We start from the raw sequence: 13060 nt of genomic DNA on the forward strand, positions 1-13060 counted from the left end.
GCCCTTATGCCATCCAGCTTCACCCTCGGCAGCCATTTCGAAGGCTTCATCAAGCGCCAGGTCGGCAGCGGCCGCTATGCATCCGCCAGCGAAGTTGTGCGCGATAGTCTGCGTCTCCTCGAAGAGCGCGAAGAGGAGCGGGCAGCCCAAATGGCGGCGTTGCGGGCGGAGATCGACAAGGGAGCAGCCAGCGGCCCAGGCATCTCCGCAGACGAGGTGTTTGACAGGCTCAGGGCGCGCATTCGCGAAACCGGTCACAAGCACGCCGGATGATCCTTCAGTTTTCGCCAGCCGCTGAGGCTGACCTGATCGACATCGCCCTGTTCATTGCAACGGGCGATCCAGACCGGGCGCTGACGTTCATAGACGAGTTGCAGGCTGCCTGTAGCATCCTGCTCGACTATCCCCTTGTCGGCGTCGCCCGGCCTGAACTCGGCGACAACCTCCGTTCCAAGCCCTATCGTCGATATCTGATCTATTACCGCCTCGTCGGCGACGTCGTTCGCATTGAACGTTTCCTTCACGGTTCGCGTGATCCGTCGGCGATCGACAGTTGAAGGGTTGAAAGCGCTTGAGGCGTAAATCCCGAAATTCGCTCAACCAATGTCAACTTTTATCAACTATGGTGCTTTTGCGCTTCGGGCCTGAAAGCCAGGTATATATGGGCAATCAGCGCCGTCGTGGTGTTCGGCATAAATGCTGATTGCCCGAATTTTTATTCAGTGAAGCCGATCCCGCAACCGTTTCTGGATGCAAGCCTCTACCGGTTCGATCGTCCATTCACCGTCAGAATACATCCCGATCCCGCTCACGCCGCGTTGCAGCGCCTTGTTCAAGGCGTCCGGGTCGCGCTCATCCATCTTCGGCCTGGAGACGATAGTATAGCTCGGCACAACCCCATAACGATGAACGAACAGGTCGAAGAATATTCCGGCCGCAGCCCGGTTGCTCCTGGCAAAAATCGTCACCGACATTTTGCCGCACGTCGAGACCCCATCGTAGACGCGCATCATGCGATCTCCTCAAAGCGTTCAGGAGGCACGATGGTCCAACCGGCATGAGGGTCGTAATAGCCAATGCCAGCAACGCCCAGCGAGAGGGCCTTGTCAGCGTGTCGCTGCGTGCCTTGACCGAGCGGACCTATGCTAGATACAGCCCTGGCTTCATGCGAGACGCCGCTGCCGCGCTCGATTGGTGAGCTTGATATAATGTGGTCGGTGCCAAGCGGCTGGTTCAATTGAACCGGGCGAGCTCTGTGGTGCAGAGCAATAAAAACCCCGGTAAGTCGTTGACCTACCGGGGTTTTCAATGGTGGGCGTGGCAAGGATTGAACTTGCGACCCCTGCGATGTCAACACAGTGCTCTACCACTGAGCTACACGCCCGCCGTGGAGGGGGCCAATAACGAGGGTCGGTGAATCGCGCAAGCAGGAAATTGAAACAGGTCGATATTCTTCTGGACAGGGCAGGGGCCGCCCATATGCTGAGACGCAAACAGGGGGACGCCGATCATCATGCTGCCATCGCCAAACTCGCCGGTTCGGGCGGCGCCACGGCTGCCTTTCTATCGCCAGCTTTATGTTCAGGTGCTGGCCGCGATCGCGCTGGGCGTGTTGATCGGCCATGTCTGGCCGGATGCCGGCAAGCAGTTGAAGCCGCTGGGCGAAGCCTTCATCAAGCTGGTGAAGATGATCATCGCCCCGGTCATTTTCCTGACGATCGTTACCGGCATTGCCGGCATGAAGGAACTGGGGGCGATCGGCCGGGTCGCGGCCAAGGCGTTCGGCTATTTCCTGACCTTCTCCACGCTGGCGCTGATCGTCGGTCTGATCGTCGCCAATCTGGTCCAGCCGGGCGCCGGCCTCAATATCGACCCGGCGACGCTCGATGCCGGCAAGGTCGCCGATTACGCGCATCAGGCGCATGAGCGCACGCTCACCGGCTTTCTGATGAGCATCATCCCGTCGACCATGGTGTCGGCGGTGGCGGACGGCAACATCCTTCAAGTGTTGTTCGTCGCCATTTTGTTCGGCATCGCGCTCACCCTGATCGGCGACAAGGCGCAGCCGCTGATGACGGTGCTCGAATCGGCCAGCCATGCCGTGTTCAAGCTGGTGTCGATCCTGATGAAGGCGGCGCCGATCGGTGCCTTTGGCGCCATGGCCTTCACTATCGCCGAATATGGCGTCGGCACGCTCGCCAATCTCGCCGGGCTGGTGGCGACATTCTACCTGACGTCGTTGCTGTTCGTGCTGGTGGTTCTCGGCGCGGTCGCCTGGGCCGTGGGCTTCAACATCCTGCACTTGATCCGTTATCTGAAGGCGGAATTGCTGCTGGTGCTGGGCACCTCCTCATCGGAAGCCGCATTGCCCAGCCTGATCGAAAAGATGGAACGCGCCGGGTGCCGCAAGTCGGTGGTCGGGCTGGTCGTGCCGACTGGCTACAGCTTCAATCTGGACGGCACCAATATCTACATGACGCTGGCGGCGCTGTTCATCGCGCAGGCGTGCAATGTCCATCTCAGCCTGGAGCAGCAGATATTGCTGCTGCTGGTGGCGATGATCTCGTCCAAGGGCGCGGCGGGCGTCACGGGCGCGGGCTTCATCACGTTGGCGGCTACGCTGTCGATCGTGCCGTCTGTGCCGGTAGCAGGCATGACGCTGATCCTGGGTGTCGATCGCTTCATGAGCGAATGCCGCAGCCTCACCAATTTCGTCGGCAATGCCGTGGCGACGGTGGTAGTGTCTGTCTGGGAAAAGGGGCTGGATCGCGAGCGGTTCAACGCCGCAATAGCGGGCCGTCCGCTCGACCCAACGCCCGACATGCAGGAAGTGGTGCCCGACTAAGGCCGGGCACAGTCCGGGCAGCGTCAGGGATTGTCGGTCGATGCCGGCACGCTTTCGCTGCCGAACATCCGTTCGACCTCCAGCACCAGATCGCGCAGGTGGAAGGGCTTGGACAGCACCTTGGCCTGCGGCACCGCCTTGCCGGCCTTCAACGTGACGGCGGCGAAACCGGTGATGAACATGATCCGCATGTCCGGTGCGACTGACGCGGCATGCTGCGCCAGTTCGATCCCGTCCATCTCGGGCATGACGATGTCGGTCAGCAACAGGTCGAACCGGTCCGATTCGATGTGAGGCACGGCCTCCCGTCCGGTAGCCACCGACACGACCTCATATCCCGACCGTTCCAGCGCACGGGCGAGATAGACCCGCATGCTCTCGTCATCTTCGGCCAATAAAATGCGAACCATTGCCCCCAACATTCCCACTCGGCCGTCCCACGGCGCTTGGCGCCGATCCGACAGGGTGGCGCGAAGCCCGCTTATATGCGACAAGGTTTAAATATTTGCCAGCCGGGTAACCTTTTTTGGCGCGCCGGTGAAAGGAGCCGCATTGGATCATCCCGCGCCGTGTTTCCCGACCTTAAGCAAAGCGGCCTTCGATCTTTATGGCCCGGCTCTACCCGACCGGCCGATCATCCTGTCCGTGCCCCATGCCGGGCGGGTTTATGATGCGGATCTGCTTGCCGCCGCCCGTGTCCAGCCACAAATTTTGCGCCGGCTGGAGGATAGCTGGGTCGATCTGCTTGCTCACCCGCTGATCGCGCGCGGCTTTTCCGTCGTCGTCGCTCGCGCGTCGCGCGCCATGATCGACCTCAACCGGCATGAACGGGAAATCGATGCCGGCATGATCGCCGATCTGCCGCGTGATGCGACGTTGCAGAGCAGCGCAAAGCTGCGCGGTGGCCTTGGCCTCTTCCCACGTCGCCTGCCCGGTGCGCATGAATTGTGGCGCGGTCCGATGCGCTGGGCGGAAGCGCGCAGGCGGATCGAGACGCTGCACCGGCCCTATCATGCGATGCTGGCCGACATGCTGGCCGCCGCACGGCAGGCGCATGGCCATGCAATCCTGATTGACCTTCATTCCATGCCACCCCTTGCGCCGCCTGCGGCTGGCCAGCCAGCCCCCGATATAGTGCTGGGCGATCGGTTCGGCCGCAGCGCATCGACTCGGCTGATGACGCTGGCGGCCGGTGTGGCGACGGGCCATGGGCTGATCGTAGCGCAAAATCATCCCTATGCCGGCGATCATATGGTCGATCGCCATGGGCGGCCGGAACAGGGCATCCACGCTTTGCAGGTGGAGATCGACCGGGCGCTCTATCTGGATGTTACGCTGGACCGGCCGGGGCCGGGGGTGGCGCGGATGCAGGCGGTCGTCACCCGCATGGTCGAGGCGCTGGCGGCGGAGCTGCCACGCTCCGACTATGCGCTCGCCGCCGAATAAAGGTCATCGCGCTTCCGTCACCAGTCGCGCGCCCGCGACGCTCAGATGGTGCGAATCGAAATAAAGCGGCCGGCCTCCCTGTTCGATGGCACAGCGTCCGCTGGCGCAGAGCGCAGCGATCGGGTCGATCATCCGGACGCCCTTCGCCTGCCATCGTGTGAACAGGGCGCGCAAATGCCGGGTCCGCGCTTCCACCCAGGCCCGATCGACGCCGTGCGCTTCTGCCAGACGCCCGGCTCGCACCAGATGGGCAAGGTGGCGCGGCACGTCGAAGGGCTGGGGCGGCACCGGGCCGATCAGCACCACCTCTCGTCCCTCCGCACGGATTGCGGCGATCGTGCGGTCCAGTCTGGCCACGAAGGCGGGATCGTCAAAATCGCCATTGGCCCAGAAGGCGGCGAGATAGATGCGCTTGAGGGTCCGGTCGGCCCGGATCGCGGCGAAGGCGGCACGGTTGGCTGCGGCGCAGCGCGGATCCTTTGCCTCATAGCCCAGCACGGGTGGACAACTCGACGTCGTGCGCTCGACCAGGGATCGCCCTTGGGCTCGCGCCGCCAGCGACAGGGCATAGGCCAGTTCGACGCCATGGCTGTCCCCCCACAGCATCGCGTCAGGCGGCACGGTCGCACCCAATGTGCAGGGCAGGGCGCCGCGCATATAAGTGTCATGGCATTGCTTGCGTGTGGGCGCGAAATCCGTCTGCCCCGCCATTTGCGCCAATACCTGCGGCGCGAAGCGGGAGGGCCAGCCACCCATCGCCATCAGCGCCAGCGACAGCAGGCAGAGGATCGCCATGGCCGCACCGGTGAAGCGGAAGATGGCGCGCGCCGGCATGCGTTGCGCATCGCGGAAGGGGCGCTCGACAAAGCGCCAGGACGCTGTCCCGGCCAGCAGCGCGGCGCCGATCACCATGATTCGCGTGCCACCCGATAGCGGCAGGTCGGTCGCATATTCGGTGAAGACGATCAGCGGCCAGTGCCACAGATAAAGCGAGTAGGAGATGAGGCCGATGCCCACCATTGGCCCCCAGCCAAGCAATCGGCCGATGGATGTCCCCGGCGCGGCATGGATCAGCGCCGCAGCCCCCAGAACCGGGGCGAGGGCTGTAACTCCGGGAAAGACGGTGTTGCGATCATAAAGTGCGACAGCGAGTAAGACAGTTGTTGCGCCTATCCACGCCGTGCATTCGCGCAGCCAGCGCGGTCGTATGGCTGGCACTGCGTCCAGCGCCAGCAGCGCGCCGGCGAACAATTCCCAGGCGCGGGTCGGGAGCAAATAGAAGGTGAAACCGCTGGTGTCGCGCTGCATGGCGATGGCGATGGTCAGCGACAGTGCCGCGATCCCTGCGACCACTGCCGTGCGCCACTGCGGTGCGAAGCGGGCCAGAAGCATCAGCAGGACGGGGAAACCGATGTAATATTGCTCCTCGACCGCCAGCGACCATGTGTGAAGGAGCGGTTTCACATCCGCGCCGCCGGAGAAATAGCCGGTGTCGGTGAAGAACCAGATGTTGGAGGCGAACAGCGTTGCGGCCAGCGCCGATCGGGGCACGCCCTCCAGGTCGCCGGGCAGATAGAGCCAGGCCGCTCCAGCCAATACCGTCAGGATCATCAGCGCCAGCGAGGGCATGATGCGACGGAAACGGCGTTCGTAGAAGCGGACGAGCGAAAAGCGCCCTTCATCCACTTCGCGGGCGATGATGCCGGTGATAAGGAAGCCGGAAATGACGAAGAAGATGTCGACCCCGACATAGCCGCCGGAAAAGCCCGGCACATGCGCATGGAACAGCAACACCGGCAGGATGGCGAGCGCGCGCAGGCCGTCAATGTCGCGGCGATAGCGAATCGTATTGGTCATAGCGGGAGCGGGGCCGTGCATCCCTGCGGCCTAGCAGCCAAGCCCTGACATTTGCTTAGCGCTGCGACTCGTGAATGAACGCGGCCTGACACTGCGGCCGGCAATGGATTGCGTTTGATGCAACCATGGTTTCGTCCTTCGCATTTGCGAAAACCCCGCCGCCGGGACAAAAGAACTGTGCCTTTCAGGCATCCTCTCCTAAAAACTTTCAGGCCGGTCTTGCGATCGGCCTTTTTTTTGTCATCGCGCTGGGCTAGAGCGAAATCGCTGTTTGGCGCGCCATATAAAAAGTTTCTGGAGAGGAGCCGCCGGTTAAGACCGGCACGGCGAGCCGAAGCAAGGGGGATCGAGCGGTAACGCTCTCCCCCTTTTTTCTTGCCCAGGTCGATTCAGGCGGCAACCGCCGCTTCTGCGCCATAAGCGACGACCGCGGCCACTTCCGCCGCGTCGCCCAACACCACGCCGATGCGCTGGTGCAGGGCGGTGGCGGGCACATCCATGATCGGCATGAAGCCGTCGCTTGCCGCGCCACCAGCCTGTTCGATCAGGTAGCTCATCGGATTGGCTTCATACATCAGGCGCAGCTTCGCCTTGCCGGGCGTGCGGTCGTCATAAGGATACATGAAAATGCCGCCGCGCTTCAGGATGCGATGCACGTCGGCCACCATCGAGGCGGTCCAGCGCATGTTGTAATCCTTGCCACACGGCCCCGCTTCGCCAGCCACGCGCTCGTCCACATAACGGGTGATGGCCGGCGACCATTGGCGGCGATTCGACATGTTGATCGCAAATTCGCACTTGCCCTGCGGCATCTTCATGTCCGGGTCGGTCATGACCCAACTGCCGACCTCGCGGTCCAGGGTGAATTCATAGACGCCGGTGCCGACGCTGAGCACCAGGATCGTCTGCGGTCCGTAAATGGCGTAGCCTGCGGCAACCTGGCTGCGGCCGTCTTGCAGGAAATCCTCTTCGGTCACGGCGCGGCCGGCGCAGCCATCGGGCGCCTTCAGCACCGAGAAGATGGTGCCGACCGACAGGTCGACGTCGATATTGCTGGACCCGTCGATCGGATCGAACAGCATCAGATATTCGCCCTTGGGATAGCGATTGGGGATGGGATAGAGCGTCTCCATTTCCTCCGAAGCCATCGCGGCCAGATGTCCGCCCCATTCATTGGCGTCGAGCAGCAGTTCGTTGGCGATGACGTCCAGCTTCTTCTGCACTTCGCCTTGCACATTCTCGCTGGTCAGGCTGCCCAGCACTTCGCCCAGCGCGCCCTTGCCGACCGCATGGCTGATCGTCTTGCACGCGCGTGCGACGGTTTCGATCAGCAGGCGCAGTTCGCCCGGCAGCGCGTTCGCCTCCCGCTGCTGTTCGATCAGGAAACGGGTCAGGGTGGTCCGGGACATATGCCGCCTTTCGCAAGTGATGGGATTTGCGGCTGCACGCCGCGGCAATGGTGGAAGAACGGCCCGTCGCTACGGCACCCGTCCGGTCAAGTCCAGTCGAAGCGTCAGCCGCCCGTCGCGCGCCGTTTCGCGTCGTCGCGGCCGATCGTCAGGTCGCGTACGCGCGTTACATCCTCCTGCGCGGCGCCGGCACGGCCATAGGCGCGTTCGGCGGCGGCATAATCGCCCATCCGTTCCGCACAGAGGCCAAGGTTGAACAGTAGGGAGGGATGGCCGGGCAGGGCTCGCTCCATCTCCGCCCATGTCGTACAGGCCGCGACCGGATCGCGCTGCGACAAGCGGATACTGTCCTTGAATGCCTGCCCCATTACCTTGTCCATGCCCTCGCGCCCTTCGCGCAGGCGGATGTGATAATTCTCATGGCGCGGCATGATATCGTCGATGAAGCGATCGGCGGCGGTGCGCACCATCTTCGCGATCCGGTCCTTGGGGCTGGGCTTGCCCTTGTCGCCGGGGCAGGTGGTGATGCTGTCCGTTTGCGGCCGGGTCTGCGTATAGAGGATGCGCCCGTCATCGCTGCCCGCGACCCGCAGAGTCGAGGAGAAACTGATCATCTCTTGAAGGCAGGTAGCCTCCACCTTTTCCTTGCGCACGCATTTGTCGCCCTGTTTCTCGGCGCATTGCTCGACCTTGCGTTTGACGTCGCTTTCCCGGACCGATGCGTCGGCCATGCCCGACACCAGCGCGTCGGCCTCCGGCCCGCGTCGTGACAGGGCGATCAGGTCGTAATAAGGCCGTCCGTCCGGTCCGCGCTGGCTCAGTTCTGCCTCGATCGCCAGCCCCAGCGCCATGCCGTCGCGTCCGGCGATCCGGTCGATGCCGATGCTGCGGGTCAGGCTCACCTCGCGAAAGGCGGCCGGGAAATGGCCGTTCATCTCGAAGACTTCGGCTTGCACAGGCGCGGTAAGAGCCAGCGCCACAAGGCCAAGCATGATACGCATCGATGATCCCCCCAAGGTCCAGCAAGTCAGCATTAGAAACTGCGCCATCGGGCATCAAGCAGCAACAAAGGAACGCTAGTCCTTTTGCGCCGTTTCGTTACGCTGCCGGACAGTCGTGACGACCGGGTGCAATAGAGGATGATATGGACAGTCTGATTACCGCTTTCACCGATCCCACGGCCCTGGCTGCGCTGATCGCGCTGGTGGTGATGGAGGTGGTGCTGGGCATCGACAATCTGGTGTTCATCTCCATCCTGACCAACAAGCTGCCCGAAGCGCAGCGGCCCAAGGCGCGAAAGATCGGCATCGGGCTGGCGCTGGTGATGCGGCTTATCCTGCTGTCGATGATCGCGTGGATCGTCGGCCTGACGCAGCCGGTGTTCAATCTGGGTTTCAGTGGTCCACTGGACCAGCATGGCGCGCCGACGTTCGAAACCGACTTCTCCTGGCGCGACCTGATCCTGATCGCGGGCGGCCTGTTCCTGATCTGGAAAGCGACCAAGGAAATCCATCATAGCGTCGATCCCGCGCCGGCCGACGGCGTGCTGGACAAGAAGGGCGTGGCGACCATGACCTTCGGTGCGGCGATTGCGCAGATCATCGTGCTGGATATGATCTTTTCGCTCGACTCCATCCTGACGGCGGTGGGCATGACGGACAATCTGGCGGTCATGTATATCGCTGTGATCTTTGCAGTGACGGTGATGCTGATCGCGGCCGATCCGCTGGCCAATTTCATCGCCCGGAACCCGACGGTGGTGATGCTGGCGCTGGGTTTCCTGCTGATGATCGGCGCGGTGCTGATCGCAGACGGCTTCGGCGTGCATGTGCCCAAGGGTTATATCTACGCGGCCATGGCCTTTTCGACGCTGGTGGAGGTGCTCAACATCTTTGCCCGCCGCGCCAAGACGCGGTCGGGCGGAGACTGAAGCGCATCAGGCAGCGAGGGTATCGGCCGCTGCCGGATGCGCCATGCAGGCGAGGGTGCCGCCCAGGATCAGCGCGCCGGCCAGCAATAGCGGCACGACGAGGCCACTCTGGGTGACGAGCAACGCACCGATGGCAGCGCCCAGAAAGATGGCGAGGACGCTGCCGATCCGGCGCGCCCAATTGGGATTGCCGCCGCCTGCAAGCGAGGAATCCGCAGCCAGCCCCGTCACGGTCAATGTAAGTACCGTAGTGGTCAGGTCGGGTATCTTGAGTTGGCGAATGGTGGCGTTGCGAAAGCCCATGGCGAGGCCGGTGAGAGCGATGATCGCGTAAAGGGCGGCGCCGGGCGACTGGCTGGCCATGTCAAAGCCGGTCGCGACCCCGGCCGCCGTCCAGAGCAGGCTCGCCTCCACCAGCGCCGCGACCAGCAGCCAGCGGCGCAAAGGCAAGCCGGCATGGCCCTTGCCCACGCGACCTGCAACCAGCGCGCCGATCAGGAAGCTGGCGATCGCGACCAGATAGGATGCGGCATGAAAGCCCGGCGTGCCCACGGCGGCGAAGCCCAGAAACACGATATTGCCGGTCATGTTGGCAGTGAACACCTTGCCCAGCCCCAGCACGCTGATCGCGTCGACCAGACCGGTCGTGACAGACAGGAGCAACAGGAGCCAGGGCAGGGGCGAAGGGCTTTTGGCGGGAGCGGTCATGAATAGTCTCCGGATGGGATAATGCCGCTGATCCTATGGACGGGCAGAATTTGCATGCAGTCGAATAATGTCCGTCATTCTGTTCCATAATGTGGAATAGTTCAGAAGCGGAAATTGCTCTCCAGCCCCAGCATGGTGGTCGTCTTCGCCGGGCCGGTATCGCGGATGAAGGCGCCCGGCGCGAATGCGGAGAAGGAGGTCGATACCTCCCATTCGGGCGTCGCCTGCCAGGCGATCGTGACCTCCGCCTCCTTGCCGATGAAGCGGGCGTCGCTGTCACCGGGTGCGCGGATCAGATTGCCCGGAATGTCGTAGACACCATCGCCCTTGCTGGCGCGCCAATAGGCCATGGCGCCGAGGCTGGCGGACAGGCCTTCGTACAGCGTCCCGCTGACTCGCGGGTTGACGCTGATAATGTTGGTCGGGCCGACCGGCGACAATTCACCGAAATATTTGCCCTTGGGGAAAAGCGCGTTGAAGGTACCGAGCTTGCCGTCGCCGGCCTTCTTGTCGCCGCTGACGATGTTGACGCGCAGCGTTGCATCGGGCGCCAGCGGCAGGTCGGGGAAGCTGCGGCCGACTTCGGTGCCCAGCGTCCAGGCGGCGATGCGCTGGCCATCGAAATGGCCGAACTGATAGACGCCCTCGACATTCCAGTGCCAGTCGTCGCGAATCCCATGCGACCGAAGGCCAAGGCTGTGGCGTATCTCCCGCCCTTCAAAGCCGCCAAAACGGGCGGCACGGTTGCGATAGCTCAGATAATAAAGGTCGAGTTCGGGCAGCGCGGCATAGGTGCCCCAGAGAGCTTTGCTATCCGACGTGGCATCGTCGAAACTGCCGGGTCCGGGCTGCACCGGCTTCATCGCCAGCAGGCTGACCGTCGCCTTGCCGATCCTGACATCGGCCCGCGCGCCATCGAAGGCGAGCGGCATATTGGGGCCATAACGTGTGCCGATCAGCCTTTCGGTGCCGAGCGAAAGCATCTGCCGCCCGGCGCGCAGGGTGACGGGGCCAAGATCGATCTCGCCAAAGGCCTGGAGCAGGTCGACCCGCGTCTGGTCGATCGGGCTGGCGGACGGCGCGACGCCGACCGCATAGGCCGCGATCGGCTGAACGAAGGCGCGGGTCTTGCCGATATGCAGATCGACATAGGGCAGGGCGCGCAACCAGAGATAGGCGTCGTCCGGTGCATCCGCTCCGCCCCAGAGATTGTCCCCATAGCTTTCGCTGCGCGCCCGCACTTCGATGCCGGTGGACAGCCAGGCTTCGTCACCGATCGGAATATATTTGAACGGGCCGGTCCAGTGATGGGCACGCTTTTCCGCATCGGCGAGGTCGGACCAGTCCTCGTCATAGCGGGTGATGCTGAGCGTCGGCGCCTGCCAAGCCTCGCGCGGCTGGGCAGCGGCCGGGACCGGCAGCGCCAGCAGCGCGAGGCAGGGCAGAAGGCATTTACGCATCGGCCTTCTTCCGATTCGCGATCATCGCCACGAGGATGAAGCCGCCGATCAGGCCGATATGCTCGAAAAAGGCATTGGTCGCCATGAAGCGCTCCTGCCCGGCCGGCATTGCCCAGAAGGCGTTGGCGGTGAAGGCGGCGAGCAGCGTGAAGACGCCCAGCATGCCAGCGCCCAGCCAGACCAGCCGCCCGGTCAGGATCAGCAGCGGGCCGATCAGTTCCAGCGCGATGGTCAGCGCGGCCCAGAAAGCGGGCGGGCTCATGCCGAAATGCGCCTGTTCGGCGACGGCGCCCTGCCAGTCGGTCAGCTTGACGATCCCGCCGAGAAGATAGGCGCTGGTCAGCATCAGCCGGGCGAGAAACCATGTGGGGCGCCATGCGAGGAGGGCGGAGACGAAATGGGGGGTGGCGGTCATGGCGCTCACTCCCCGACGACGCTGTGAATTTCGGCGATATAGCCGCCGGGGAAACGGACGATCGCCGACTGGTGGCCGCCATCCTCATGGGCCGGCACCAGCGTTTCGACACCGGCGGCCTCGGCTTTGTCGAGCGTGGCGCCAAGGTCCGCGACGGCATAGCCGGTCATGTCGCGGCCATAGGGCCAGGGCAGTTGCCCGTCCGATACGATGACGCTCATTTTGCCATAGCCGGATGTCAGGCGGATGCGGCGATAGGTGTTGCCCGGCTGGCCGATTTCCGCGCCCGGCGCAGCCTTCTCGTCGGACGTCACTTTGGCATGGGCAAAGCCTGTCCACTGCTTGACGAACCTGTCGGCCGCATCGCGGGTGAGGTAGATGCGGTTTTCCGGCACGGTTGTCAGCGCGGGATAGCTGGGCGTGGCGGTATGCCAGTAAAGCTGCATGTTCACGCCGCCCGCCCATTGGACCACCACGTCGCGCCCGATCGGATCGGGGAAACTGGTGATGAGGCGCGTCGCGCCATGCTTGACGGCAGACGCCACCGCCGCGTCCATGTCGCGCACCAGATAGCCGGTCCGCTCTGCGCCGAAGGGATAGGGAATAGGGGTCAGGAAGCCGAAGACGGAAATGGTGCCGGCAGGCGTCAACGCCAGTTGCGACTTGGTCTGGCTGGCGGTGGGCGTGACCTGAAACACGCCCTGCTTGCTGGTGGTGCCGCCGAAGGTTGCGGTGAAGCTGGCGATGAAGCGGTCGAAATCTTCCGGTGCCACATAAACATGGGTGGTGTCATATTGCGGGCCGACGGCATAGTCGGTGCTGGCGGCAGGTGCGGCCTTTGCAGGCGCGGGGGCGGGGCTGATGGCGACCAGCGCGGTCGCCATCATCAGGGTGATGCGGTTCATGTCATTGGCTCCGGTTGGAGAAGGCGAGCGCCTCTCGGTCGATGTGGCAAGGCCTGTCTAGGCTGCAATCGGATTGCCAGCGATC

Annotated in this window: 15 protein-coding genes and 1 tRNA gene; 6 read left to right on the forward strand and 10 right to left on the reverse strand. The window is 63.5% G+C overall.

The features are described from left to right. The first annotated feature begins 6 nt into the window (after window positions 1-6). Window positions 7-273, forward strand: a complete 267-nt coding sequence (locus RQH62_RS00655) for a type II toxin-antitoxin system ParD family antitoxin (RefSeq protein ID WP_311266819.1) — start codon at window positions 7-9, stop codon at window positions 271-273. After that, window positions 270-557 (forward strand): type II toxin-antitoxin system RelE/ParE family toxin, encoded by a 288-nt coding sequence (locus RQH62_RS00660; protein ID WP_311266820.1) that lies wholly within the window; start codon window positions 270-272, stop codon window positions 555-557. Before RQH62_RS00655 ends, RQH62_RS00660 begins: the two co-directional genes overlap by 4 nt. 162 nt (window positions 558-719) lie before the next feature. On the opposite strand, the gene RQH62_RS00665 is transcribed toward RQH62_RS00660, so the two are convergent. Continuing rightward, a complete protein-coding gene (locus RQH62_RS00665) occupies window positions 720-1013 on the reverse strand; it encodes a hypothetical protein (protein WP_311266821.1) in 294 nt (97 codons plus the stop codon). Between the two features lie 44 nt (window positions 1014-1057). Here RQH62_RS00665 and RQH62_RS00670 point away from each other — a divergent pair, with 44 nt between their 5' ends. After that, window positions 1058-1198 (forward strand): hypothetical protein, encoded by a 141-nt coding sequence (locus tag RQH62_RS00670; protein ID WP_311266822.1) that lies wholly within the window; start codon window positions 1058-1060, stop codon window positions 1196-1198. Window positions 1199-1309: 111 nt separating this feature from the next. On the opposite strand, the gene RQH62_RS00675 is transcribed toward RQH62_RS00670, so the two are convergent. Further along, a tRNA-Val gene (locus tag RQH62_RS00675) sits at window positions 1310-1384 on the reverse strand. Between the two features lie 129 nt (window positions 1385-1513). Here RQH62_RS00675 and RQH62_RS00680 point away from each other — a divergent pair. Beyond that, window positions 1514-2845 carry a dicarboxylate/amino acid:cation symporter gene (locus RQH62_RS00680; protein ID WP_311266823.1) on the forward strand — a complete coding sequence of 444 codons (1332 nt, stop codon included), beginning with the start codon at window positions 1514-1516 and terminating at the stop codon, window positions 2843-2845. Between the two features lie 23 nt (window positions 2846-2868). Here RQH62_RS00680 and cpdR read toward each other — a convergent pair whose 3' ends face one another. Further along, window positions 2869-3255: a cell cycle two-component system response regulator CpdR gene (gene cpdR, locus RQH62_RS00685; protein ID WP_311266824.1), complete on the reverse strand. Its 387-nt coding sequence runs from the start codon at window positions 3253-3255 to the stop codon at window positions 2869-2871. 142 nt (window positions 3256-3397) lie between these two features. On the opposite strand from cpdR, the gene RQH62_RS00690 reads away from it, so the two are divergent. Further along, on the forward strand, window positions 3398-4291 hold the full coding sequence (locus tag RQH62_RS00690) for an N-formylglutamate amidohydrolase (RefSeq protein ID WP_311266825.1): 894 nt from the start codon (window positions 3398-3400) through the stop codon (window positions 4289-4291). 3 nt (window positions 4292-4294) lie between these two features. On the opposite strand, the gene RQH62_RS00695 is transcribed toward RQH62_RS00690, so the two are convergent. From RQH62_RS00695 to RQH62_RS00705, 3 genes are all read right to left on the reverse strand, one after another. After that, on the reverse strand, window positions 4295-6148 hold the full coding sequence (locus RQH62_RS00695; RefSeq protein ID WP_311266826.1) for an acyltransferase family protein: 1854 nt from the start codon (window positions 6146-6148) through the stop codon (window positions 4295-4297). Window positions 6149-6537: 389 nt separating this feature from the next. Further along, a complete protein-coding gene (locus RQH62_RS00700; RefSeq protein ID WP_311266827.1) occupies window positions 6538-7557 on the reverse strand; it encodes a class 1 fructose-bisphosphatase in 1020 nt (339 codons plus the stop codon). A 104-nt stretch (window positions 7558-7661) separates the two neighbouring features. Further along, complete coding sequence (locus RQH62_RS00705) at window positions 7662-8558, reverse strand: tetratricopeptide repeat protein (RefSeq protein WP_311266828.1); 897 nt, start codon at window positions 8556-8558, stop codon at window positions 7662-7664. 143 nt (window positions 8559-8701) lie between these two features. Between RQH62_RS00705 and RQH62_RS00710 the strand changes: the two genes are divergently transcribed. Then, on the forward strand, window positions 8702-9487 hold the full coding sequence (locus RQH62_RS00710) for a TerC family protein (protein WP_311266829.1): 786 nt from the start codon (window positions 8702-8704) through the stop codon (window positions 9485-9487). Between the two features lie 6 nt (window positions 9488-9493). On the opposite strand, the gene RQH62_RS00715 is transcribed toward RQH62_RS00710, so the two are convergent. From RQH62_RS00715 to RQH62_RS00730, 4 genes are all read right to left on the reverse strand, one after another. Beyond that, entirely contained in the window at window positions 9494-10195 is a 702-nt protein-coding gene (locus RQH62_RS00715) for a YoaK family protein (protein ID WP_311266830.1), read from the reverse strand. 101 nt (window positions 10196-10296) lie between these two features. Next, a complete protein-coding gene (locus RQH62_RS00720) occupies window positions 10297-11655 on the reverse strand; it encodes an alginate export family protein (RefSeq protein ID WP_311266831.1) in 1359 nt (452 codons plus the stop codon). Further along, window positions 11648-12070 carry a DoxX family protein gene (locus RQH62_RS00725; RefSeq protein WP_311266832.1) on the reverse strand — a complete coding sequence of 141 codons (423 nt, stop codon included), beginning with the start codon at window positions 12068-12070 and terminating at the stop codon, window positions 11648-11650. Before RQH62_RS00725 ends, RQH62_RS00720 begins: the two co-directional genes overlap by 8 nt. A 5-nt stretch (window positions 12071-12075) precedes the next feature. Then, the gene (locus RQH62_RS00730; protein WP_311266833.1) at window positions 12076-12975 is read right to left on the reverse strand and encodes a glyoxalase; all 900 of its coding nucleotides are present in this window, start codon (window positions 12973-12975) and stop codon (window positions 12076-12078) included. Window positions 12976-13060: the final 85 nt, after the last annotated feature.

The organism is Sphingobium sp. WCS2017Hpa-17, assembly GCF_031843765.1.
Taxonomy (GTDB): Bacteria; Pseudomonadota; Alphaproteobacteria; order Sphingomonadales; family Sphingomonadaceae; genus Sphingobium.

What these genes read in the sequence shown, in the direction of transcription:
- RQH62_RS00655 (WP_311266819.1), top strand. Translation starts at nt 7, where the DNA reads ATGCCATCCAGCTTCACCCTCGGCAGCCATTTCGAAGGCTTCATCAAG.
- RQH62_RS00660 (WP_311266820.1), top strand. Translation starts at nt 270, where the DNA reads ATGATCCTTCAGTTTTCGCCAGCCGCTGAGGCTGACCTGATCGACATC.
- RQH62_RS00665 (WP_311266821.1), bottom strand. Translation starts at nt 1,013, where the DNA reads ATGATGCGCGTCTACGATGGGGTCTCGACGTGCGGCAAAATGTCGGTG.
- RQH62_RS00670 (WP_311266822.1), top strand. Translation starts at nt 1,058, where the DNA reads ATGAGGGTCGTAATAGCCAATGCCAGCAACGCCCAGCGAGAGGGCCTT.
- RQH62_RS00680 (WP_311266823.1), top strand. Translation starts at nt 1,514, where the DNA reads ATGCTGCCATCGCCAAACTCGCCGGTTCGGGCGGCGCCACGGCTGCCT.
- cpdR (WP_311266824.1), bottom strand. Translation starts at nt 3,255, where the DNA reads ATGGTTCGCATTTTATTGGCCGAAGATGACGAGAGCATGCGGGTCTAT.
- RQH62_RS00695 (WP_311266826.1), bottom strand. Translation starts at nt 6,148, where the DNA reads ATGACCAATACGATTCGCTATCGCCGCGACATTGACGGCCTGCGCGCG.
- RQH62_RS00700 (WP_311266827.1), bottom strand. Translation starts at nt 7,557, where the DNA reads ATGTCCCGGACCACCCTGACCCGTTTCCTGATCGAACAGCAGCGGGAG.
- RQH62_RS00705 (WP_311266828.1), bottom strand. Translation starts at nt 8,558, where the DNA reads ATGCGTATCATGCTTGGCCTTGTGGCGCTGGCTCTTACCGCGCCTGTG.
- RQH62_RS00710 (WP_311266829.1), top strand. Translation starts at nt 8,702, where the DNA reads ATGGACAGTCTGATTACCGCTTTCACCGATCCCACGGCCCTGGCTGCG.
- RQH62_RS00715 (WP_311266830.1), bottom strand. Translation starts at nt 10,195, where the DNA reads ATGACCGCTCCCGCCAAAAGCCCTTCGCCCCTGCCCTGGCTCCTGTTG.
- RQH62_RS00720 (WP_311266831.1), bottom strand. Translation starts at nt 11,655, where the DNA reads ATGCGTAAATGCCTTCTGCCCTGCCTCGCGCTGCTGGCGCTGCCGGTC.
- RQH62_RS00725 (WP_311266832.1), bottom strand. Translation starts at nt 12,070, where the DNA reads ATGACCGCCACCCCCCATTTCGTCTCCGCCCTCCTCGCATGGCGCCCC.
- RQH62_RS00730 (WP_311266833.1), bottom strand. Translation starts at nt 12,975, where the DNA reads ATGAACCGCATCACCCTGATGATGGCGACCGCGCTGGTCGCCATCAGC.